The sequence below is a fragment of the Sporolactobacillus sp. PKPK-6 genome, assembly GCF_056678885.1.
This window is the reverse complement of record NZ_JBWXPA010000001.1, coordinates 1,551,541-1,572,570: the sequence shown is the minus strand read 5'-3', so window position 1 is coordinate 1,572,570 and position 21,030 is coordinate 1,551,541. Positions and strand designations below refer to the sequence as shown.

Annotated in this window: 21 protein-coding genes; 18 read left to right on the top strand and 3 right to left on the bottom strand. The window is 41.5% G+C overall.

Annotated elements, in window-relative coordinates; translation table 11 throughout:
• Positions 1–95: 95 nt before the first annotated feature.
• Entirely contained in the window at positions 96–665 is a 570-nt protein-coding gene (locus tag AC1MBV_RS07590) for a helix-turn-helix domain-containing protein (protein ID WP_480948018.1), read from the bottom strand.
• A gap of 149 nt (positions 666–814) precedes the next feature.
• Between AC1MBV_RS07590 and AC1MBV_RS07585 the strand changes: the two genes are divergently transcribed.
• The 10 genes from AC1MBV_RS07585 to AC1MBV_RS07540 all read left to right on the top strand — a co-directional run bounded on the left by AC1MBV_RS07585 (position 815) and on the right by AC1MBV_RS07540 (position 8,515).
• Entirely contained in the window at positions 815–1,510 is a 696-nt protein-coding gene (locus AC1MBV_RS07585) for an AzlC family ABC transporter permease (protein ID WP_480948017.1), read from the top strand.
• Positions 1,503–1,820 (top strand): AzlD domain-containing protein, encoded by a 318-nt coding sequence (locus AC1MBV_RS07580; protein WP_480948016.1) that lies wholly within the window; start codon positions 1,503–1,505, stop codon positions 1,818–1,820. The genes AC1MBV_RS07585 and AC1MBV_RS07580 overlap by 8 nt, the downstream gene beginning before the upstream one ends.
• 96 nt (positions 1,821–1,916) lie before the next feature.
• Positions 1,917–2,042, top strand: coding sequence for a putative metal homeostasis protein (locus tag AC1MBV_RS07575; protein ID WP_480948015.1), 126 nt, complete (start codon positions 1,917–1,919; stop codon positions 2,040–2,042).
• A 24-nt stretch (positions 2,043–2,066) separates the two neighbouring features.
• A complete protein-coding gene (gene rpmF, locus AC1MBV_RS07570) occupies positions 2,067–2,243 on the top strand; it encodes a 50S ribosomal protein L32 (protein ID WP_093672133.1) in 177 nt (58 codons plus the stop codon).
• Positions 2,244–2,394: 151 nt separating this feature from the next.
• Positions 2,395–5,208, top strand: coding sequence for a sigma-54-dependent transcriptional regulator (locus tag AC1MBV_RS07565; RefSeq protein ID WP_480948014.1), 2,814 nt, complete (start codon positions 2,395–2,397; stop codon positions 5,206–5,208).
• A 234-nt stretch (positions 5,209–5,442) separates the two neighbouring features.
• Entirely contained in the window at positions 5,443–5,892 is a 450-nt protein-coding gene (locus AC1MBV_RS07560) for a PTS sugar transporter subunit IIA (RefSeq protein ID WP_093672137.1), read from the top strand.
• A complete protein-coding gene (locus AC1MBV_RS07555) occupies positions 5,889–6,380 on the top strand; it encodes a PTS sugar transporter subunit IIB (protein WP_093672139.1) in 492 nt (163 codons plus the stop codon). The genes AC1MBV_RS07560 and AC1MBV_RS07555 overlap by 4 nt, the downstream gene beginning before the upstream one ends.
• A 28-nt stretch (positions 6,381–6,408) precedes the next feature.
• Positions 6,409–7,209 carry a PTS mannose/fructose/sorbose transporter subunit IIC gene (locus tag AC1MBV_RS07550; RefSeq protein ID WP_480948013.1) on the top strand — a complete coding sequence of 267 codons (801 nt, stop codon included), beginning with the start codon at positions 6,409–6,411 and terminating at the stop codon, positions 7,207–7,209.
• Between the two features lie 14 nt (positions 7,210–7,223).
• Positions 7,224–8,060 (top strand): PTS system mannose/fructose/sorbose family transporter subunit IID, encoded by an 837-nt coding sequence (locus AC1MBV_RS07545; RefSeq protein ID WP_093672143.1) that lies wholly within the window; start codon positions 7,224–7,226, stop codon positions 8,058–8,060.
• A gap of 77 nt (positions 8,061–8,137) precedes the next feature.
• Positions 8,138–8,515 (top strand): hypothetical protein, encoded by a 378-nt coding sequence (locus AC1MBV_RS07540; protein ID WP_093672145.1) that lies wholly within the window; start codon positions 8,138–8,140, stop codon positions 8,513–8,515.
• A gap of 133 nt (positions 8,516–8,648) precedes the next feature.
• On the opposite strand, the gene AC1MBV_RS07535 is transcribed toward AC1MBV_RS07540, so the two are convergent.
• Positions 8,649–9,806, bottom strand: coding sequence for a PucR family transcriptional regulator (locus AC1MBV_RS07535; protein ID WP_177184721.1), 1,158 nt, complete (start codon positions 9,804–9,806; stop codon positions 8,649–8,651).
• 225 nt (positions 9,807–10,031) lie between these two features.
• On the opposite strand from AC1MBV_RS07535, the gene codA reads away from it, so the two are divergent.
• The 3 genes from codA (at position 10,032) to AC1MBV_RS07520 (ending at position 14,579) form a co-directional block, all read left to right on the top strand.
• Positions 10,032–11,303 carry a cytosine deaminase gene (codA, locus tag AC1MBV_RS07530; RefSeq protein WP_093672149.1) on the top strand — a complete coding sequence of 424 codons (1,272 nt, stop codon included), beginning with the start codon at positions 10,032–10,034 and terminating at the stop codon, positions 11,301–11,303.
• Positions 11,300–12,709, top strand: coding sequence for a cytosine permease (locus AC1MBV_RS07525; protein ID WP_093672151.1), 1,410 nt, complete (start codon positions 11,300–11,302; stop codon positions 12,707–12,709). Before codA ends, AC1MBV_RS07525 begins: the two co-directional genes overlap by 4 nt.
• 643 nt (positions 12,710–13,352) lie before the next feature.
• On the top strand, positions 13,353–14,579 hold the full coding sequence (locus tag AC1MBV_RS07520) for an MFS transporter (RefSeq protein WP_480948012.1): 1,227 nt from the start codon (positions 13,353–13,355) through the stop codon (positions 14,577–14,579).
• A 124-nt stretch (positions 14,580–14,703) separates the two neighbouring features.
• Here the strand turns inward: AC1MBV_RS07520 and AC1MBV_RS07515 are convergent, their stop codons facing one another.
• A complete protein-coding gene (locus AC1MBV_RS07515) occupies positions 14,704–15,024 on the bottom strand; it encodes a helix-turn-helix domain-containing protein (RefSeq protein WP_480948011.1) in 321 nt (106 codons plus the stop codon).
• Between the two features lie 119 nt (positions 15,025–15,143).
• Here AC1MBV_RS07515 and AC1MBV_RS07510 point away from each other — a divergent pair, with 119 nt between their 5' ends.
• The 5 genes from AC1MBV_RS07510 to AC1MBV_RS07490 all read left to right on the top strand — a co-directional run bounded on the left by AC1MBV_RS07510 (position 15,144) and on the right by AC1MBV_RS07490 (position 20,922).
• The gene (locus AC1MBV_RS07510; RefSeq protein WP_480948010.1) at positions 15,144–16,133 is read left to right on the top strand and encodes an asparaginase; all 990 of its coding nucleotides are present in this window, start codon (positions 15,144–15,146) and stop codon (positions 16,131–16,133) included.
• 22 nt (positions 16,134–16,155) lie between these two features.
• Complete coding sequence (locus tag AC1MBV_RS07505) at positions 16,156–17,010, top strand: YitT family protein (protein ID WP_480948274.1); 855 nt, start codon at positions 16,156–16,158, stop codon at positions 17,008–17,010.
• Between the two features lie 1,117 nt (positions 17,011–18,127).
• Positions 18,128–18,718: a TetR/AcrR family transcriptional regulator gene (locus AC1MBV_RS07500; RefSeq protein ID WP_255748271.1), complete on the top strand. Its 591-nt coding sequence runs from the start codon at positions 18,128–18,130 to the stop codon at positions 18,716–18,718.
• 48 nt (positions 18,719–18,766) lie between these two features.
• Entirely contained in the window at positions 18,767–19,972 is a 1,206-nt protein-coding gene (locus AC1MBV_RS07495) for a YhgE/Pip domain-containing protein (protein WP_480948009.1), read from the top strand.
• A 44-nt stretch (positions 19,973–20,016) separates the two neighbouring features.
• Positions 20,017–20,922 (top strand): alpha/beta hydrolase fold domain-containing protein, encoded by a 906-nt coding sequence (locus AC1MBV_RS07490; protein ID WP_255748273.1) that lies wholly within the window; start codon positions 20,017–20,019, stop codon positions 20,920–20,922.
• Positions 20,923–21,030 lie beyond the last annotated feature (108 nt).

Sequence of the window (21,030 nt, the reverse complement as noted above, 5' to 3'; positions counted from 1 at the left end):
TTACTATATTTTTTTTATAAAATTGGATATGTTGATTTCATAATTAAAATAAATTATCCCCAAATAATATCCCGGCTCGCTTGAGATGGCGTTCGCTACATGGAATGATAAGTTATAACAAAATGCAAAATGGTCAGTGTTGAGGATGGATTAATGTATTTATGATCCAAATCGCCTTTAAACTTAATGGAATCATATTCATTTAAGTGATACGTTTTGCCGCCGACTTCTATGTCTAATGCTCCGGACATGACGGTAACGTATTCGTTTACGCCAAATTGATGTGCGGAAGACAGATATTCAGAATTAGGCTGAAGGTAACCGCGATATAATTCATAGAGTCCATGTGATTGGAAGAGGGGCTCAGCCACAAAAACCTTATCTGAGCTGGTTAGCTTCATGCTGTCTTCTTTGCGTGCAATGGATACATCAGATTCTATAGACAGAAGCGCGCTGACCGGGATATTCAATCCGTTTGCAATCTTCCAAATGACGGATAGAGTGGGGTTGCCGTCACCGCGCTCAACATTCATTAGTGTCAGCTTGCTGATACCGATCTTGGTTGCCAAATACTCAAGACTCATGCCCCGGCTTGTCCGAAACTGGCGTAAATTGGCTCCAATGCGTTTTCCAGCGTCTCCGTCTTCCCAAGGACTGTTTTGCAAGACGACCATCTCCTTAGTATGTTTTAATATACAAAAAGTATATTTATATATACCTAGTGCGGTATTTATATTATAATATACATTAAGTTAATTCAATTATACTATATACTGATCATTCACACGAAAAAAAGAGAAGCGGGGGAAGAAGAATGCTTGATCAAAAAAAAGCGGCGTTGAAAACGGCCGGAACAGAGGCTCTGCCGCTGGCCATTGCGATTGCTGCCTATGGTATGTCCTATGGTGTTCTGGCAACGCAAGTACACTTCAGTCTGTTAACAACCGTTGCCATGTCTGTCTTTGTGTTTTCCGGCTCCGCTCAGCTGGTCACAGTTGCCATGTTGGCCGGGGGTGCGGGGACAGCGAGTATTCTGCTTACTGTTATGTTGCTCAATTTGCGCAACCTTCTTTATGGTGCTGCCCTCTCAGAGGGACTTGCTCCGGCCAAGAAATGGACACGGCTGCTCGCTTTCGGTATATCGGACGAGCCGTTTGTTTTATCCACCGCACGCTTCAAGAAGGTCGGTCCTGATCCCTTCTATTTTGCTGTTGTCACCGGTATTTTTTATATTGCCTGGATATTTGCCGCGCTGCTTGGCGCACTCATCGGCGACCAGCTTGATCCGCAAAAATGGGGCCTTGACCTTGCCTTTCCGGCCACATTCGCGGCTCTGCTTGTTCCCGGATTGAAAGGAAAACCGGTCATTGGCACTGCGCTTGCCGCGGTAATCCTTACCCTTGTCATGGAGTTGATCAAGCCGGGTAATGAGCTCACCATTATCATGGTCGGCCTTTTCGCACCGCTTGTCGGACTCTATTTACATAGAAGGGGGCGCGCGCATGCTTAATCAATGGTTTCTGATCGGCGCGCTTGCGCTCGTCACCTACTTGTCTCGTGTGATCGGTCTCGAATTTATGGCGCGCTGGAAAATGAATCCGACACTGCGACTGTACTTCAATTATGTCCCAATCGCGATCATTGCGGCACTGCTCGTGAAACAAATCGTGCTGCCCTATCATGGTGGCTTAACGCTGTCGATTCCTGTGTTGCTCAGCTGCATCGGCACGGCTGTCCTGATCCTGCTGACGAAACGTTTTCTGCCTTCAGTCATTATCGGTGTACTGATCGGCGTGCTGTTCCGATATTTTTTCTCCTAACGGTGTATGGATTAAGGCTTAAATGATTGCATTTTGGCTGAACGTACGTTAATATAAATCGTAATAATTACGATTTATATTAAGGAGGAACCTGTCATGGCAAGCAAGACTGAACTTTCGAGTGCACGAAGGGAACTGAAAAGTCCCAACAAAAAAACGCATCGACGTGCGTTGAAAATTATTAAGCAAGCAAAGCGTTTGCAAAAAGGATTTTCCTTTTAATAATGAATGAAAAGAGGATAAAAAATGGCTGTACCAAAACGGAGAACATCGACGACACGAAGAAACAAGCGTAGAACGAACAAAGGCTTGAGTGTCCCGCCGCTTTCGCGTGATCCGCAAACAGGTGACTATCATCTTTCCCACCGCGTTGGTAAAGACGGTATGTATAAAGGCGAACAAGTGATTGAACAGAAAAAATAAGAGCACGCCAAGTAGAAAAGACGACCTGTATCTTCATTTTTGACGATACGGATCGTTTTTTCTTTTTACAAAAATTCGCATGAAAGCGTTTTTATTATATAATGAAGGAAAACATGTCAATCATGAAGAATTATTCAGAGAGGTGAACCCAATGGGACGGCGACGTGAAAGAATTTATAGTGAATTAGCCAAACGATGCGCTCAGTTTGATAAAAAGGCGCTTATGGAAACCTCAGGAATCACAGCTTCCGACCTTGCCGAGGTTCTTGACATCATGCGAAGCAATGTCAGTTCAGAACTGAATGAGCTGGTCAGAGAAAAGCGTGTCATCAAGTTTGTTACTCGCCCGGTACTGTACGTGCCGGCTGAACTCATACGATCACAATTTGGCGATGTGGTTAGAGAGTATGAGGTAAAGGCTGCTTCTCTCAAGGAATTATTGAATCAAGAGAACACTCATGATAAAAATGAGGATCCCTTTTCACATCTTATTGGTGCAGATAAAAGCTTAAAAAACAGCGTGAAGCAGGCAAAATCGGCGATTGTCTATCCGCCGAGAGGTTTGCATACGCTGATTCTTGGTCCCACAGGTTCCGGGAAGACGCTGTTTGCGCATATGATGTATAATTATGCGCAATCCATCGGCCGAATCAATGAGAAAGCACCGTTTGTCGATTTTAACTGTGCGGATTATTACAATAATCCGCAGCTGCTGATTGGGCAGCTGTTCGGTTATATAAAAGGTGCGTTTACAGGTGCGGCACGTGATCAGGATGGAATAGTTGCCAAGGCAGACGGAGGAATTTTATTTCTTGATGAAATTCACCGTCTGCCCCCGGAAGGACAGGAAATGCTGTTCTATTTTATGGATACCGGCCGCTACAGTAAATTAGGCGAGACGGGGAATAAGCGAGAGGCACATGTTCTGATTATCGGAGCGACGACTGCTGATCCGGAATCGGCACTGCTGCAAACCTTCTTGAGACGAGTACCGGTCATGATCAACATTCCGAACTTCCAAAGCAGAAGTATAAGCGAACAAATAGAGCTGACTAAATTCCTGCTTTCCAGAGAAGCACATCGCACAAGCCATAAGTTTCATGTAAGCTCCGATGTGATCAAGGCACTGATCGGCAGCGTCACCTTTGGAAATATCGGCCAGCTGAAATCGAATGTGCAACTGATCTGCGCGCAAGGATTTCTCGACAGTATGAATAACGACTTTGTCCAGCTTGATGCAAAAATGCTGCCGGCGGAAATGCAGGAAGGCTTGCATCGAATCTCGCATCAGCCTCAAATCAACCAGCAACTGAATAAACAGCTCCCGCTATTTCTCATTGTAACCGGAAGCAAGGATCCATTGCTTACTGTCATCGATCAGTATGAACCGCCTTTTGATTTATACAAAATGATTTCGGGAAAATACGATTCACTGACACAAGAAGGCTTGTCCACGCACGATGTGCGCAAGTTTATTGCCGAGGATATTAAAGATCAGGTGAAGAAATTTTATCAGAAGACAGCGAAAGATATGTTGACGGCGGTTGTGGATCAACGGATTCTGGGACTCTCGAAAGATCTGGAGGCAATCTGCACACAGGTACTTGGCGAACACTTAAGCAGTCAATTTGTTTCCCTATTATCTGTCCACCTTTCTTCATTTCTTGAGCATCCGTTGCGCAAAATTGACTGTTCTCCCGATGTGAAGCAGACGATGTTTACCTATGCGCAAAAGGATTATGAGGCGGCTGGGAATATAGCAAAACTAATTGATGAGCGGCTTCATGTGGAACTGCCTGAGGTAGAGATTATTTATATTGCTTTTCTGCTTGGTTCGTTCGTTGAACTGTCGCAGCAGCGCAATGTCGGTATCGTTGTTGCAGCGCATGGTCCGCATACGGCAAGCTCAATGGTAAGCGTTGTAAAAGAATTGATGGGGGATTATCCGATTGAAGCCGTGGACATGCCGCTCAGCTTGAATTTCGGCGATATCTTTGAAAACATCATTCAAGCTGTTCAATCCGTTGATCAAGGTGCGGGCGTCTTAATGATGGTCGATATGGGATCGCTTTACTATTTTGAAGAAAAAATTGCGCATGGTGCAAAGGTACGTGTCAAAGCGATCGATATGGTATCGACACCGATGATTCTGGACGCAGTTAAAAACGCTAACTACCTGCATATGGACTTAAAAGGAATTGTTGATTCACTCTTCAAACTGCGTCAAACGGTTGGCATGGAACGACAAACGACGAACAGTCTGCGTCAAAAAGCCATTTTGACCATCTGCACGACAGGAAGCGGTATCGCAAAGCGAATTAAAAATATTGTCAGCGTGTATATTCGCAATATTACGGATGAAGAAATCAGTGTGATTCCCATCTCTATTGAAGGACTATATGACGTAGCACAGAGAATGCAGACGAAATATGATATTGTTGCGAGTATCGGCGCGAAGAACCCCAAGCTTGAAGGTGTTCCTTATATTACCCTGTCTCAATTTGTCGGCGGCGAAGGACAAGAAATACTCCAATCTATTTTAGCGGGGAAATCTCTGCCAATTAAGGATAATCCATCGCATGTTATTGTTAAAGGCGTTTGTGAAGACAGTTTGCAGGATATGCTGATGTATCTTAACCCAAGACGAGCAGTCGCAGCCATTCTTGAATTTAATGATGCAGTAGAAAAAGCGCTACATCTTCATTTTAAAAATGCGACGCAGATCCGCATCATCATGCATTTGGCCTTTGCACTCGAACGTGAGGTTGCACACACACCGTTGAAATATGAAGGCGAGCTGAGCAGCGAAAAGAAACAGCTGTTTTATCAACTGGAGAAAACGCTAGAAGTGCTCAACTTCAAATTAAATATTCAACTGAGTGAAGGCGAATTTTATTATTTTATTGATATGTTGATTGATGAATTGGGGAAAAACATATTATTTGCTCGTACTTCACAAATCTAGTGTGTTATTTTGAGCACCGTTCAAAGCACAGTGTGTTGTTTTCGACCATTTCAATGATTAGTGAGTTATGAAACAGAACAGTGTATTATTTTTGAAATTTAGTGTGTTGGTTTTTGGAAGCATAATAGAAAAAACGTTTATCAGAGCCTATTTACGGCTCTTTTTTTTTAAAACACAAAATTGGCACGATACTTGCTTATATAAAAGTGTACAGAGAGAAAGGAGGAGAAAAAAGTGGTCGCAATCGTTATTGCTACACATGGAGATCTTTCAGATGCGTTAATGGGCACTGCTAAGATGATCTTCGGAAATATTGAAAATGTTGCTCAGGTCACATTTAAACCAGGGGAAGGTATTGAAAATCTGCTCGACAAATATCAGGCAGCCAGTGAAAGCTTGGAAGATGATCACATTCTGTTCCTTGTCGACCTGTTTGGTGGGAGCCCTTACAACGCGGCGAGCCGCTTTGTTGCAAGAAAGGAAAATATGGATATTGTAACCGGCGTTAACCTTCCGATGTTTGTGGAAGTTCTCGGTAAACGCTTGGCCGGCGGAACGCTTGAGGAACTCGTACAAACAGCCAAGACTGCCGGAGCGGACGGTATTAAATCATTCAAAGAAATTTTTTCACATCAAACATTAGCAAATAGTGCCAAAGAAGACGAGGGAGATGAGTTAGGATGAAAATTAAATGGTTACGTATTGACTCACGATTAATTCACGGACAGGTGGCAAACAACTGGGTAAACCATGTGGGTGCCGGAACGATCATTGCAGCAAATGACAGCGCTGCCAAAGATGATTTGAGAAAAACTTTGCTTCTGCAGGTAGCTCCGGGACGAACAAAGTCCTATGTCATGACGATTGATAAAACAGCGCGCTGCTATAAGAATCCATCCTATGAAAATTTGGATGTACTGCTGGTTGTTGAAACGCCTAAAGATGTACTTCGCCTGATGGATGCTGGTGTGGAAGTCACTCAGGTGAATGTCGGAGGAATTACCTTTAAAGAGGGCATGACGTTAATCTCTGAAGCAGTATCGGTCAGCCCGGAAGACGTTGAAGCGTTTAAAGAGTTAGACAAACGTGGTGTTAAGCTGATTCTTCAACAATTGCCGAACACAAACGCGTCTGACTTTATGAATCGGCTGAAAAGCAAAAATCTATTATAAAAACAAAATAGAGGGAGGGTTTTAGACTATGAATACCATGCAATTTATTTTAGTTATTCTTGTAGCACTTATCTGCGGGATGGCGAGTGTGCTCGATGAGCGCCAATTCCACCGCCCAATTGTCGCATGTACACTCATTGGACTCGTTTTAGGAGATTTGCATACCGGTATTATTCTAGGTGGTAGTCTTGAATTGATCGCACTCGGCTGGATGAACGTTGGTGCCGCAATGGCGCCGGACGCAGCACTAGCCTCAACAATTTCAGCAATCGTTGTTATTGTCGGTCACCAATCCATTGGTGAAGGAATTGCGATTGCTGTACCGCTTGCTGCAGCAGGCCAAGTATTAACCATTTTTGTTCGTACGATTACTGTGTTCTTCCAACATCAAGCCGATCACTTTGCGGCTGAGGCAAATTTTCGAGGGGTTGAATGGTGTCATATAGGAGGCTTGTTCCTGCAGGGCTTACGTGTTGCCATTCCAACTGGAGCAGTAGCTGCAATTGCCGGAACTAGTCTTGTCAGCCAGTGGCTGGATGCCATTCCTCCGGTCGTTACACACGGCCTGCAGGTTTCCGGCGGATTCATTGTTGTTGTCGGGTACGCGATGGTTATTAACATGATGAAGGCACGTTCGCTGATGCCATTCTTCTTCATTGGGTTTACCCTTGCTACATTTATGACAGGCATCAACCTTGTTGGTCTCGGTATTCTCGGTGCATGTGCCGCGGTTGTCTATGTTCAGTTGAACCCGGACTTCCATGACTCAATTAAAGCTCCAGATGCTGCCACAAATGTCGGATCCGATGACGACGATGTATTAGGATAAGGAGGGTGAAAAAAATGACAGAAGTGAAAAAAGTAGAATCGTTAACGAAAAAAGATATCATCAGTACTTATTTTCGAAGCACATTTATGCTAGGTTCCTTCAACTTCGAACGTATGCAAGCGATTGGTGTCGCGGTGACAATGATTCCGGCGATCAAACGCTTTTACCATAAAAAAGAAGATCAGGCCGCTGCGTTGAAGCGTCACCTTGAATTCTTCAACACGACGCCATGGCCGGCATCAGCAATCTTTGGTGTTACCGCTGCTATGGAACAAAAAAAGGCAGAAGGCGGCGACATTGATGAAGCCGCAATTACCAACGTAAAAATCGGTTTGATGGGACCGCTCGCCGGTATCGGTGATCCAATTTTTTGGGGAACTGCGCGCCCGATCCTTGCAGCTCTTGGCGCTTCGCTTGCTATGAGCGGAAGTATTCTCGGACCGCTGCTCTTTTTCTTCGGAATTAACATCATCCGTATGTTGACGAGATGGTACGGATTTAAGGTCGGTTATACTCAAGGTACGGACATTGTTCAAGACGTTGCCGGCAACCGTCTTAAGAAATTAACGCAAATGGCTTCTGTACTTGGTTTGTTCGTCATGGGATCACTGGTATCAAAATGGACCAGCATTAAAATGCCGCTTGTTCTTGTATCGTACAAACAAGCAGGGAAAGTCGTTGACACAACCATGCAGGGGATTTTAGATTCACTGCTTCCAGGTCTTGTTGCCTTACTGATGACTTTCGGCTGCATGTGGCTGCTCAAGCACAAAGTCAATGCGATCTGGATCATCTTCGGTATGTTTGCAATCGGTATTCTCGGATACTGGGCTGGTATCTTCGGACTGTAAGATGGCTGATACGGTTGCGCGTCACTTGTGCATGATTCATTCATAACTTTTTTGTAAATCGGCTAGGAGGGATTTCGATGTTTAACAGCTTGAAAGCATTTCTACATCCAAACAATAGACCTGAAGGCTATGTGTACAGTTCTTCAAAGTGGGTGACGATCCTAATGGTGATCGGTATCCTGCTCTACACAATCACTGACGGGTGGGGGACCTTGGTCGCCTTATCGCTTGCGGTCGCCTTACTGATCGGACGATACATGCTGGCCAAACAAGCTGCAGGAGATTTTCTTGATATGCACCAAGCCAAAAAAGGCTACGCGAAAACAAGAAATAAAGATTATCTGCGCTTTATTAAAGCCCGCGGCGAGCAGATGCTCAATGACAACAAGGTACTCACGAAAGCTGCCAAGGAAGAAATTCATCAACTTCTAGCCTATGCAGAAAAATATCTCTGATTCTTGCAGCCGGTGACGCTGCCAATATAAGAATAAAAAACGTGAAGGAGCTTAGGTTCCTTCGCGTTTTTGTTTAAACCATGTGAGGTTGGAGAATATGCATAAAAAACGAAAATAAGTTAAATTATTGATGTCACTGTGTATCAAGTCTATTAGAATAAAATTGTCTGGTGAGTAGAGCTGTAGTCAAATTATAAATATCCTGAGGGTCTTTAAAATTACAATTCAGTAATTCCTCTATTTTTTCGATCCGATAGGTCAATGTGTTTCGATGAATAAATAGCAGCTCAGACGCACTTTTATAATTGCAATTTGATTTTAAAAAGCATTCTATTGTTTCCAACAATGCTGTTTGATGTTTTTGATCATATAAAATAATAGGTTCTAAAATATTTGAGAAATACTCATTTAAAGAGTCCAATCTACATTGTGCGAAAAGTTTAATGATACCGCTATTACGATATGAACAAATCGTTTGATTGTTTAATTGTCCTGCCCATAGGGCACACTTTGCTTCCATAACAGACTGGTTTAGGGAGGATTTTAAGGATAATTTATTACTATAACCAATAAATATGGTTGAATTATTGTGAGTTTTAACACGAAAATAACGAATGATATTTAAGAAAAATGTATGATCAATATTTGTATCTAGTTCTGCCAGAAAATAAATTAAACAGCCACTAATTGCGAATAAACCGGTTCTTAAGAAATTTTCTGAAATGAACTTTGCATAACTATGTGTCTGTTCATTTTTTGAACGGCCATTAATAATAATCAAAACATAATGATCGAATTTAGGTAAATGGATTTCACTAATTATTTCCCCAATAGTTCTATCTTTCTTATTTAGCTCTTTAATCATTTTTTCAAATAAACCGCGATCAATTTTGTTATCTTTATTATTTGCGTAGAGATAATCGGAAATGCTTTTTGTGACGTGAATCATTGGGATATCCCACGGCATGGAGAACAGCGGAATAGCAAACTTATTGCAAGCTGCAATTACTGAATTTGGTATTACTGGAATGTAATCTGGACTTGGAAGAATAATTATTCCGGAAATGTTACTAATATAGCATTTATAGATAAATTGTTTTAGACTATTTTCATTCATCTTCATACCTACACCGGTCATAAATAGAATCTCAGATCCTTGAACCCATTTTTCTACATCAAGATTTTGACATATATAGGGCCATCGGACCTGTCGATTTAATCCACTTTTCCCCGCAAGAAAATCAATTTTATTAAATGCTTCAATGCGCATAATATCCTTCACAGTAACCATAATCATTATCATCTCCTTGTATCCTATCCTAATTTAAATGACTTAGCTCAAAAATTTATGTGATATTAGTTATCATAACACGTTCAATTTTAAGCATAGGGGATACTATGCATCATTCATAACGAAATGGGTTAAAAATTGTAACATGATACTAAAGAAAAATATTTTTATAAATATTAGACTATTTATAAAATAATAAACAATAATTTGATAGGAGTTGAAAAAATGATTATTAAAAACTGTCGTTTAAGGAAAAAGAACGGTTTATGGGACATTGAAATTGAAAATGGCATTTTTTCAAAAATTTATACAGCTGGCAGCAACAAAGTGATTAATAATCATAGTGAAATTGTTGATCTTGGCGGAAAACTTGTTACCGCCCCTTTTGTAGAACCGCATATTCATTTAGATTATGTTTTTACGGCAGGGTATCCTCGGAATAATGAAACAGGAAGTTTGTTTGAAGCAATTCAAATTTGGGCAGATCGTAAAAAGCTGAAACCATTTACGAAGAAAGAAATAAAGGAAAATGCATGGAAAGCATTACGGTTATTAATTAAAAATGGGATCCAATTTGTGCGCACACATGTTGATATTTGTGATAAAAGTTTATTGGCATTAGAAGCCATTAAAGAAGTTCAAATAGAAGCCAAAGATATAATTAAGATTGAAATTGTCGCATTTCCTCAACAAGGTATCTATGGATACCCGGATGGAGAAAAGCTTCTTGAAGAAGCAATTCTACACGGTGCAGATGTAATTGGGGGTATCCCACATTATGAAATCACTAGAGAATATGGACTAAAGTCTCTCCGAAAAATCTTTGATCTTGCCATAAAATATGATAAAAAAATTGATGTCCATTGTGATGAAATTGATGATGAACAATCTCGTTTTATAGAAACACTAGCTGCAAATGCCTATGTAAATGGTTTAGGATCAAGAGTGACAGCTAGTCATACAACGGCAATGCACTCCTATAATAATGCCTATTGCTATAAATTATTTTCACTTCTGAAGAAATCGAATATTAACTTTATTTCCTGCCCAACTGAAAGTATTCATCTTCAAGGAAGATTTGATAGTTATCCAAAACGTAGAGGAATTACTCGGGTTAAGGAGCTGCATGATTGTGGATTAAACGTCTGTTTTGCAGAGGATTCGATCATGGATCCTTGGTATCCTGCCGGTTCTGGAAATATTATGAGAATTCTTGATATGGGACTGCATGTTTGTCAAATGATGGGCCATGAAGAAATCGCTAAATCTTTGGATTTAATTACAGATAATGGTGCGAAGACGCTGGGTATTGAAAGCGAGTATGGATTGGATGAAGGAAAACCAGCAAGTTTCATTGTAATAGATGATGAAAACGAATTTGATGCAGTACGTATGCTTAGTCCTGTCATTTTGTCTGTGCATAAAGGGAAGATTATTTATCATAGGCAACAGCACAAAATGCTGAAGATCAATGGTATGGAGGAGGTCACAATATGAGCGATAAAAAGATTATTGAATATTCAGCACTTGACCCTGTTCCAAAGAATCGTCGTACAATGAATTTTTTTGACATGCTGGCTACTTGGACGGGTGCCAATGCTAACAATGGGACTTGGTATGTTGGAGGGGTAGTTGGCGCTGCAGGATTCGGCGGTGCACTTATTGTTACTCTTGTTTCCAATCCGATTGCATATTTATTAATGGCGATTATTGGGTTTATGGGTTATAAAATCGGAACTTCAACAATGTCATTGGTACGCCCATCTCTTGGGATAAGAGGAAGCTATATTTTATCTATTTTTAATGCCTTACAGTACATTGGTTGGACAGCAATAAATACATTTTTGGCTGCAATTTCCATTAGCTTTATTCTGAGTGAACTAATCCAGGCTCCACCATATGGAGCATCCGGTGGTAATAAAACAATGCTTATTGGAATAGTCATTATGACTATTTTACATTTCTTATCCATAATGATGGGTCACAAGTCTGTAAAATTTGTAGAAAGAATTGGTATGGTTCTTATCTTAATTCTTGGTGTATGGGAGATGGTTGCGGTACTCAGTCAAGTTTCACTAGAACAAATCATACATTGGCAGCCTAAAGAAACATCACATATGCCAATAGGAACGGCAATGGACACCATGGCTGCATTCAGTCTTGGCTGGATTCCAGTCATTGCTGACTTTACACGCTATACAAAAAGAAAGGTGGATGCCACAATTGCACCACTGGTTGGCGCAAATATAGGATTGTTCTGGTTTGTTTTTGTCGGACTGGTTTCAACCATCGGAACAGCTTTGTCCACAGGTGTGTATGATCCGAATAATTCAGATCCGAGTACCATTGCAAGTAAGTTAGGACTTGGTGTCATTGCATTTCTAATTATAATATTTACAAGTACAACAGCAAATGCCATTGATTTAATGGGTGCGGGTATATCCATAACTAACTTGAATAAAAAGTTTAAATCCATACCAGCATTGTTTATTTCTACAATCTTGGCTGGAATACTTACTGTTGTACCCCTATATTTTGGCAATTTCCTTGGCGCTTTTGAAACGCTGCTCAATTATATCAATATGGTTTTTGGCCCTATTTTCGGAATTATGATTGTTGATTTCTTTTTACTAAAGAAGATAGACTATTGTGTAGAGGAGCTTGATAAAAAAGGTGGAAAATACTGGTATTTTCATGGATTCAATCTCGCATCTGTATTTTCTTGGGGTATCTGTATTGGATTTTATTTGATAGGAAATCGAATCGGACTATTCTCATCAACAATTGGTGTGACCTTTCCAACCATTGCACTGTCAGCAATTTTATACTATGTTATATCTAAATGTGTAAATAAATTTTCAAGTAATACCAAACAAGAGGGTATGTCTTTGGAAAATAAATAATTCGACTGCACTATGGATCTTTCTGAAGTTTACTAAGGAAAACTTATTTATTGTTTGTCATAATTACGACACAAAATCAATTTGTTTATAAGTCGTACTGCTCATTCTTCATTTTCAATTTTTTATTGGAAAAATGAGCAAGTGTACGACTTGTTTTTATTAGGAGCAGTTGATTTTCGTTGCTCGAGTAGTTGTTAATCAATTTATTAGGTGCAATTATTGATTTGATTTCTTTGGAATATGAATGGAATTTAGAAAAAATAAATGAGAGCAGAGCACTAATCCAATATATTTAGTGAAGAGCCAAAGTTATGAATGGTATCTTCCGCTTATAGATATAATTAAAGCGAAGAGTACAGTTTAAACCAACGTTTACTTAAACTCTAGCCTTGTCTGTATGATTCATGCGCGGTATGATGAAAATAATTGAAATTTGGAGGTGAGAAAGGTTTATGAAGCTGACTTTATCCTGTGTGCGCACATTGATTGCTGCTAAAAACGGGAGATTTGCGCCCTTTTTTAAGCAGCGATTGCGGGATAAAGCATGATCAATGTTCACTTTTGAAGATCAGGGCCAAATCAGGCGGGTGGGTTCACCAACATGCCGCAATCGCAAAAACACGAGCGATGCGGAGGATGGATCATGAACGACCTGATAAAAAATAAAAATTTTGTTTCACTCTTTTTTGGACGATTAATCTCCAATATCGGTGATAGTCTCTATTATATCGCTGCGATGTGGCTTGCCTATAATTTGGGCGGCTCCGCTTTCTACTCGGGGCTTGCCGGCTTTTTGACGCTCCTCCCGGAATGTCTCTCCTTTTTAGTTGGTCCGATTGTGGATCGGATGAATCTGAAAAAAGTGCTCGTCATTCCTTCGCTTTTTCAAGGGATGCTTCTTTTGCTTGTCCCCATTCTATACATGACTCATTTACTTACGGTTACCGGTGTGCTGATCATCATGCCCTTGATCGCTTTAATTGATTTATTTCCTTATCCTGCCGAAGGTGCGCTGATTCCAAGATTGGTGAAGAAAGAGCAACTGGTTGCGGCAAATAGTGTGATGAGCTTTTCCTATCAGGGAACGGATCTGATCTTCAGTATGTGCGGCGGCTTTCTGATTTTGTTCACTGGCGCGGTGAATCTGTATCTTATTGACACGTTTACTTTCTTTATTGCGGCAGCATTTTTTGCGACCATACGTTTAAAGGTGTCGAATCAAATAGCACAGCCTTCATTTAATTTTTCGTCTTACCGGGCGGATTTGGCTGCTGGGTTTCGCTTTGTAATGCAACCTTTGAATCTCAGCCTGTTGCTGCCGCTTTTGGGTATAAACTTTTTCTTAAGTGCCGTACTCGCGGCCCTGCCGTCGTTCGCAAATCAGCTAGGCGGCCCGGGGAAATATGGAATTCTGCTCACCTGTTACACATTGGGATTTTTGCTTGGAACGCTGACCTCATCCTTTTTATCTCGAAAAATGACGATGGGCATAGCACTGATTTTCGGTTATGCCGGGTCCGGTATCATGTGGCTGCTGGCTGCGTGGGCAGCGGATCGTTTCTTTATGCTTTGCTGCGTTTTTATTGTTTTGGCTAATTTCCCGGTCGGGGCAACGAATATCCTGTTCAGTACCTTTTTTCAAGTGATGCCGCCTCAGGACATGATCGGACGTGTGTCTGCGGTTATCGAAACGCTGATTGCGGCCGCAATGCCGCTTGGAGCATTGTTCGGCGGCACAATCACGGCTTGGCTTGGCAGTACGCCTCTGTTTCTCTTTCAGGGAGGGGCTGTTCTGGTCACATCGCTGATTTGGATATTAAATAAGAAGTTGCGGCAGATTCCAAGATTGGAAGAACTTAACGGTGAATAAAAGTTTGATAGGCGAAAAGAGGTTAGAAATCGAATCGCAAGCTGCTCGGGCTCACCCGAATAAAACATGGACGAATCATGTGATTACGGAGGAAAAATGGGAACTGGTCTTTTGAAGAAAGAGACTAATCAAGGTTACGCCTCACTTTAATAAATGCGACGATTTCTTTTTGTTCCTCTTCTGTGAGTGCTTCCCCATCAATAATTAAGCGGCAGTTCGCTTCTTGGGGTTGATCGAGCTGAATGTTTGGTTTATAAGGCCGATCAACTAATGTATCTAGAGAAGTCTTAAAAAAATCAGCAATTTTGATCAACGCGTCAATCGGCGGCTGACGGTAGCCGGTTTCATAGCTGGCGTATGTACTTTTAGCGATCCCGAGAATATCGGCCATGTTCTGGATCGTTAATTTTTTTTTCTTTCTTAATGTAATTAATTGATCAAGCATCCAAACACTCCCTCAGTAGCCAGTTTACCTCTAGATACACGTATAGTAAACATTTTGTTGAAAAATATAGAAAAAAAGTTATAATGATCGTATAAAATACACAAGACGAGGAATTATTAATGAAAAAAATTTTGGTTCTTGCTACAGGGGGAACGATTGCCTCAACGCCTCATCAGGATGGTTTGGCACCGGGCATGACCATTGATCAATTGGCCGGCTATTTTGAGCACAATTCGGATGTATCCGTTGATTTTCGCGTGTTAATGAATAAGGACAGTACCAATATGCAGCCGGAGGACTGGCTCACTTTGGCTAAAACCATTGATGAACAACAGCACCGCTATGACAGTTTTATTATCACACATGGGACGGATACCATGGCCTATACGGCGGCAGCATTGTCGTATCTGCTCCATGGTCTGAAAAAAACAGTTGTCATTACCGGTTCGCAGGTTCCGGTCAGTTTTAAGCGTACCGATGCCAAGAAAAATATTAAGGACGCACTGACGTTTGCGCAAAAGGCAGATCTTTCCGGTGTATTCATTATTTTTGATGGAAAGGCGATTCTTGGGACGCGAGCAATTAAAATGAGAACAAAAAGCTACGACGCATTTGAAAGTATAAATTATCCTTATGTTGCTTCGATTGACGATGCAAAGATTCGTATTCAGTTCAAGCCAAAAAACGATACAGATTCATTTTCCCGAAAAATCGATATCTGTCCGGATGTCTTTTTGCTGAAAATTTTTCCGGGACTCTCTCCTGTCTTTTTCGACTTTCTTAAGAGTCATACAAAGGGCCTGATTATTGAAAGTTTTGGAAATGGCGGTCTGCCCTTCGAAAAAAGAGATCTGGTTGCCGGGGTCAGAAATTTGGTGCAGAAGGGAATCCCTGTGGTTATTACGACCCAATGTCTTGAAGAAGGTCAGAACATGGACCTTTATGAGGTTGGAAAACGGGTGGAAGAGGCTGGCGGGATCACAGCCGGTGATATGAATACAGAAGCGATCGTTGCGAAGCTGATGTGGATTCTCTCGCAAACCACTGATCTATCGGAAATCAAAAGAATGCTTCAGACACCGATCGCTCATGATTTGGATTATATTTAAAACTTAAGGGAAGGCGAGTACAATTAAATCTTCTTTTTTTACGATTACGATCATAATTATCGGCTCGATTCTGTACGGCATCGGCATTAATTGGTTTCTCATTCCGGCGAATGTTTATTCGAGCGGATTCGGCGGTTTGTCTCAGCTCATCGCAACCGTCGGGCACCACGCATTTCCGGCACTAACGGTTTCAAATATGGTCGGTGTGCTGTATCTTTTATTTAATATTCCTGTTCTCGTCTTAGGTTGGTTTGTACTTGGAAGAATATTTGTTAGTTACACGGTCTTAAGTGTTCTCTCATGCTCTGCGGCGTTGCATTTTATTCCGAATGTTGATTTTTCTTCAAATATACTTTTGAATGCAATCTTCGGTGGCATTTTTTGTGCGTCCGGTGTTGCGCTGACACTTCGTTCGGGTGCGTCAACAGGCGGGCTTGATGTGATCTCGCTGGTCCTGCTCCGCAAAACCAATTTTTCATTTGGACGGATCAGCCTGAGTTTTAACGTGATGATCACGGTCATTGCCGGGATTCTGTTCGGAGTGGAAAAGTCGCTGTATACATTGATCAGCTTATACACGAATGCCAAGGTTGTTGACACGATTTACACCAGTAAATTCAAAATTCAGCTGACTATAGTGATTGACGGTGAGAGGCTGGATACAGTCAGGAGTCTTGTTCTACAGCATACGAAACACGGTCTGACCTATACCGAAGCAAGAGGCGGCTACACCGATAATAAAAAACAGATCATCTATACCGTGATTACACGCGATGAGCTTCCGCAACTGGCGGCACTCATCCATCAAGCCGATTCTTCATCATTTATTACCATTCAGAATGTTGGCGAAGTGAAGGGAAAATTTTTAATGCAGTAGCCATTCGTCTCTTTCCTTAGAAAAGATGGCCATTTCTGCATGAAGGACTTCTCTTTTAGAAAATATACGATTTCTGCCTTGCTAGTATGAAGATATGGTCATAAGAGGCTAATTCCCAATCCGCTCTGATCGGTTGAGCGATTAGGTAGGCATCTAATCTGATAAATAGACGGAGAAATTCCGCTTATCAAATCGAAAACCGTGAAAATGGAGGGCTTTTCTTTGCATAAGCGGAAAAATTACTCTTATGTACCCACGAAACAAGCGCCATGCTGCATATAACCGGAAAAATTCCGCTTATTTTACTCGATACTTAATTAAGGATCAAGATGCTTTATAAAATAGAACTGTCAGTTCAAGTACAAAGCTGATGATTAAAAACCGCATTTGGAACAAGGGAGCTTTCGTATGTAAAAAAATTTTCGCAAACTACGTATACGTCCTGTATGCAACGCGAAAGCCACCGCATTCTGCGGAAGTAAGGACCGGGCGCTGTCTGCCCGGTTTTTTTGACAAGGAAAGAAAGTATATGATTTTTGCCAAAGCCAAAGGTTGTGAGCCAAACGCGCAGGTGCGAGACTCCTGCGGAGCGGTTCTGTTGATCGCAGGCCAGGGGAGACCCCGCAGGTATTAGTTTGCTTGAGGAGGCTCCCGGACTGCCCGCGGTCGCGCTCAGTTGATGCGAGCAACCGGAGCGTAATCAAAATCCGGCATGATTTAAGGACCGGGCGCTTTTTGTCCGGTTTTTCTTACAAGTAAAGAAAGTATAAGATTTTACCCCATATTTAAACGAATAAACCAGTGTCTTGACCGAGAATCAAAGCGGAGGTGCGAGACGCCTGCGGGATCAGCGTGCCAGCGAGACCCCGCAGATTTCTGCTTGTCTGAGGAGGCTCGCGGTGCGCCCGCGGTCGTGCTCTGTTGATGCGAGCAACCGAAGCGATGATTCAACACTGTAAAGACACAAACCAATCACACACGGCTGGAGATTAAAGACCGGGCGCTTTTTGCTCGGTTTTTCTTAGAAATTTTTTTCTAATATAGGCGTTGCAAAATAAATCAGTTTGCCGTATGATATCAATGCAAGCAATCACTTACATTGTGGGAATGATAAAAAATGGTCGATGCAAATCAAACAGCTGAAAAAATCATTGCGGCATTTCTTGAATTGGTCCAAGAAAAAGGATATAAAGGGACGACCACACGCGCCATTTCAGAAAAGGCTAATGTCAATGAAGTGACGATTTTTCGCCATTTTGGAAATAAAAAAGGCATCATAAAAGCAGCGGTTCAAACTTTTTCAAGCAGAATGCAATTATTACCGATCATTGAACATGATATGGCTTGGGATTTGGAAAGTGATTTACTCACCATTGCAAAACTGTATCACAGCTTCGTTACCAAATATGAAGCATTGATTTTGATTGGTATCAGAGAAACCGTAGATTTTCCTGAGATCAATGAAGAGGTTGCGCAAATTCCAATCAAATTAAAAACGATTATTATTAACTACTTATCCGAGATGAAAAAACGTGGAAAACTTGCAGAAAAGATTAACATCGAAATTCAGGCGATGAATTTCATTTGGCTTAATTTTGGCTATTTTCTTACCCAAACACGGTTTAAGGATACGGAATTAAAGATTCCAAAAGAAACTTTTTTTAAAGAGAGTATTATCTTTTTTGCTGAGGCTCTTAAAGCTCAGTAAAATTTTTTAAAATATATGTAAGCAAGTACTTGCTTTGGAGACGTTTAGATGAATGTAGTTAGAGATTTCTTCAAGATTAAAGAAACAAAAATAGGACTCGCTGCAGGACTGTTATTTTTAATTTGTTTTTTCGGTGTTTGGATGACGGTATATCAGAATATAGAGGATCGCTCCGATCAACTCCATGTCGCTTTAGTGAATCAGGATTTGAAAATGAGTCAAAAAGAGGTAGTCACATTAAAGAATAAAATACCTTTTAAGGTCCATGTGTATCAATCACTGAATCATGCAAAATCGGTAATGAATAAACATAAAGTCGACATGATCATGGTTGTTCCTAACAACTTTACGAAGCAGATATCAAGCAACAAACGAGCAGAACTGCACTATTATATCAATCAAGCGAATTCGAGCCTGGCAAAGCAGATCATGAATCAAGCGTCGAATAAGATCACTCAGTCAATGAACCAGAAAATGTATGCGTTAAAGCAGCAAGCGGTGAGTGAAAAAGCAACCGCTGCGATCAAACAGGGACTCCCACAGCCTCAAGCAGCACAGCAAGTAACAACCGTATTCGATAAAGCGATTCAGTCGCTGAATCTGAATACGGTCACGTCAAAAGTGACGAAATCAAACAATGTTAAAGGCTTTCCTGCCTCTGTTCTTCCGCTATGCATTGTGCTTGTATCCTATGTAGGTGCGATGGTGATGCAGATGAACATTTATGCAGCTGTCACTAAACTACGCAAAAAATATAATAAGTGGCGCGTCTATTTGGCTCATGTGGGCATTAATTTAGCAGCTTCAGTTGTCTTGGCGGCGCTCGTAATGCTTGCTTTGCAGATTTTCGATTTTCACCTGCATGTGAATGGATTTGGTGTGTTTCTGTTCCAAATATTAAGCTATTTCTCATTCATGAATCTGTCGCAAATGTTCCTGTATGTGCTCGGGTTTGCGGGAAACGCGATCAATGTTCTGGGGACTCCGATGCAGCTGATGACTTCCGGAGCAATTATTCCAAAGGCAGTACTCGCACCGTTTTATTATAAAATCAGCTTCTTATATCCGGCAGCCTATGTGGCGAACGCCTATTACCTTTTCGTGTATGGAGGAACGGGTCTTCAGCATGATGTGCAAGCTCTGTTTGTGAACGTGGTGGTAACGCTGGTCGTATCTGTACTAGCCGTGACGGTTCAACGTAATCGCGTGGAAAATATCGATCGTAAAAAAAGAATTCTAGAGTTAGCGGAATAATCACGCGTGACGGATCAAATGATCATATAAAAGGGGGAGGTTTATTGGAGAAGAACAAAGAAAGTATGCGAAGCAAGCTGGTTAAAGCATTGCTCAGAATCGTGCAAATAAAAAAGGATTGGCAATTAACGAACGATGACTTAAAGAAAACCATTCGAAAAAAACGGTTAGCTGAGAATTCTAACCCTCCCAAAAAGGTATATAAAGCATGTACCATTGAACGAAAAGATAGTGACGGCTATTGTTATTATGTCATGAAACCAAAAAAAGGGTCGGGACAAAAACATATTTTCTATTTGCATGGGGGCGGCTATGTATACGAAATTAAGTCGATGCACTGGGTGTTTTTAAGCAAGCTGGTCGAAGCCTTGCAGTGCACGATCACGGTTCCGATTTATCCTTTGGCACCGGAGCACCATTATCAAGACGTTTTTGATCTCATTGCTCCGCTTTATGTTCAAATTGATTCGGAGACTGAGTCTCAGGATCTCGTGATTATGGGTGACTCCGCAGGTGGCGGTATGAGCTTGGTACTTGCTCAGCAGTTAAAGGATATTGGGTTGCCGCAGCCGGGAAATATCGTTGTCCTCTCTCCTACATTGGATATGTCAATGAGCAATCCGGAGATCGGTGCCGCGGAGCAGCTTGATCCGGTGCTGGCGGCTCCTTCGCTTAGGCAAATAGGGAAGTGGTATGCGGCAGATAAAGATCCGAAAGATGAACTGATCAGTCCCATATATGGCAGTTTTGAAGGACTTGGCAAAATCAGCCTGTTTACCGGGACCCATGATCTGCTCAATCCTGATGCCCGCAGACTCAAGCGGATGCTCGACACGCAGGACATACGTATTAACTATTATGAATATCCGTCCATGATCCATATATGGCCGCTCTTCCCATTGCCTGAAGCAAAACAGGCAATCGAACAGATTGTTGCTCTTTTAAAATAATGGTGGATCATAACGAATTAGCGAAAATCAGTCCCGCAGAATAATGCGAGACTGATTTTTGTTGTACGAATATTAGAGATCTATGTACGAAAGCGGATCAGTGCCAAG

Bases quoted from the DNA above. Each gene is read 5' to 3' on its own strand.
- AC1MBV_RS07585 (WP_480948017.1), top strand. From the start codon at position 815: ATGCTTGATCAAAAAAAAGCGGCGTTGAAAACGGCCGGAACAGAGGCT.
- AC1MBV_RS07580 (WP_480948016.1), top strand. From the start codon at position 1,503: ATGCTTAATCAATGGTTTCTGATCGGCGCGCTTGCGCTCGTCACCTAC.
- AC1MBV_RS07575 (WP_480948015.1), top strand. From the start codon at position 1,917: ATGGCAAGCAAGACTGAACTTTCGAGTGCACGAAGGGAACTGAAAAGT.
- rpmF (WP_093672133.1), top strand. From the start codon at position 2,067: ATGGCTGTACCAAAACGGAGAACATCGACGACACGAAGAAACAAGCGT.
- AC1MBV_RS07565 (WP_480948014.1), top strand. From the start codon at position 2,395: ATGGGACGGCGACGTGAAAGAATTTATAGTGAATTAGCCAAACGATGC.
- AC1MBV_RS07555 (WP_093672139.1), top strand. From the start codon at position 5,889: ATGAAAATTAAATGGTTACGTATTGACTCACGATTAATTCACGGACAG.
- AC1MBV_RS07550 (WP_480948013.1), top strand. From the start codon at position 6,409: ATGAATACCATGCAATTTATTTTAGTTATTCTTGTAGCACTTATCTGC.
- AC1MBV_RS07545 (WP_093672143.1), top strand. From the start codon at position 7,224: ATGACAGAAGTGAAAAAAGTAGAATCGTTAACGAAAAAAGATATCATC.
- AC1MBV_RS07540 (WP_093672145.1), top strand. From the start codon at position 8,138: ATGTTTAACAGCTTGAAAGCATTTCTACATCCAAACAATAGACCTGAA.
- AC1MBV_RS07535 (WP_177184721.1), bottom strand. From the start codon at position 9,806: ATGGTTACTGTGAAGGATATTATGCGCATTGAAGCATTTAATAAAATT.
- codA (WP_093672149.1), top strand. From the start codon at position 10,032: ATGATTATTAAAAACTGTCGTTTAAGGAAAAAGAACGGTTTATGGGAC.
- AC1MBV_RS07525 (WP_093672151.1), top strand. From the start codon at position 11,300: ATGAGCGATAAAAAGATTATTGAATATTCAGCACTTGACCCTGTTCCA.
- AC1MBV_RS07520 (WP_480948012.1), top strand. From the start codon at position 13,353: ATGAACGACCTGATAAAAAATAAAAATTTTGTTTCACTCTTTTTTGGA.
- AC1MBV_RS07515 (WP_480948011.1), bottom strand. From the start codon at position 15,024: ATGCTTGATCAATTAATTACATTAAGAAAGAAAAAAAAATTAACGATC.
- AC1MBV_RS07510 (WP_480948010.1), top strand. From the start codon at position 15,144: ATGAAAAAAATTTTGGTTCTTGCTACAGGGGGAACGATTGCCTCAACG.
- AC1MBV_RS07500 (WP_255748271.1), top strand. From the start codon at position 18,128: ATGGTCGATGCAAATCAAACAGCTGAAAAAATCATTGCGGCATTTCTT.
- AC1MBV_RS07495 (WP_480948009.1), top strand. From the start codon at position 18,767: ATGAATGTAGTTAGAGATTTCTTCAAGATTAAAGAAACAAAAATAGGA.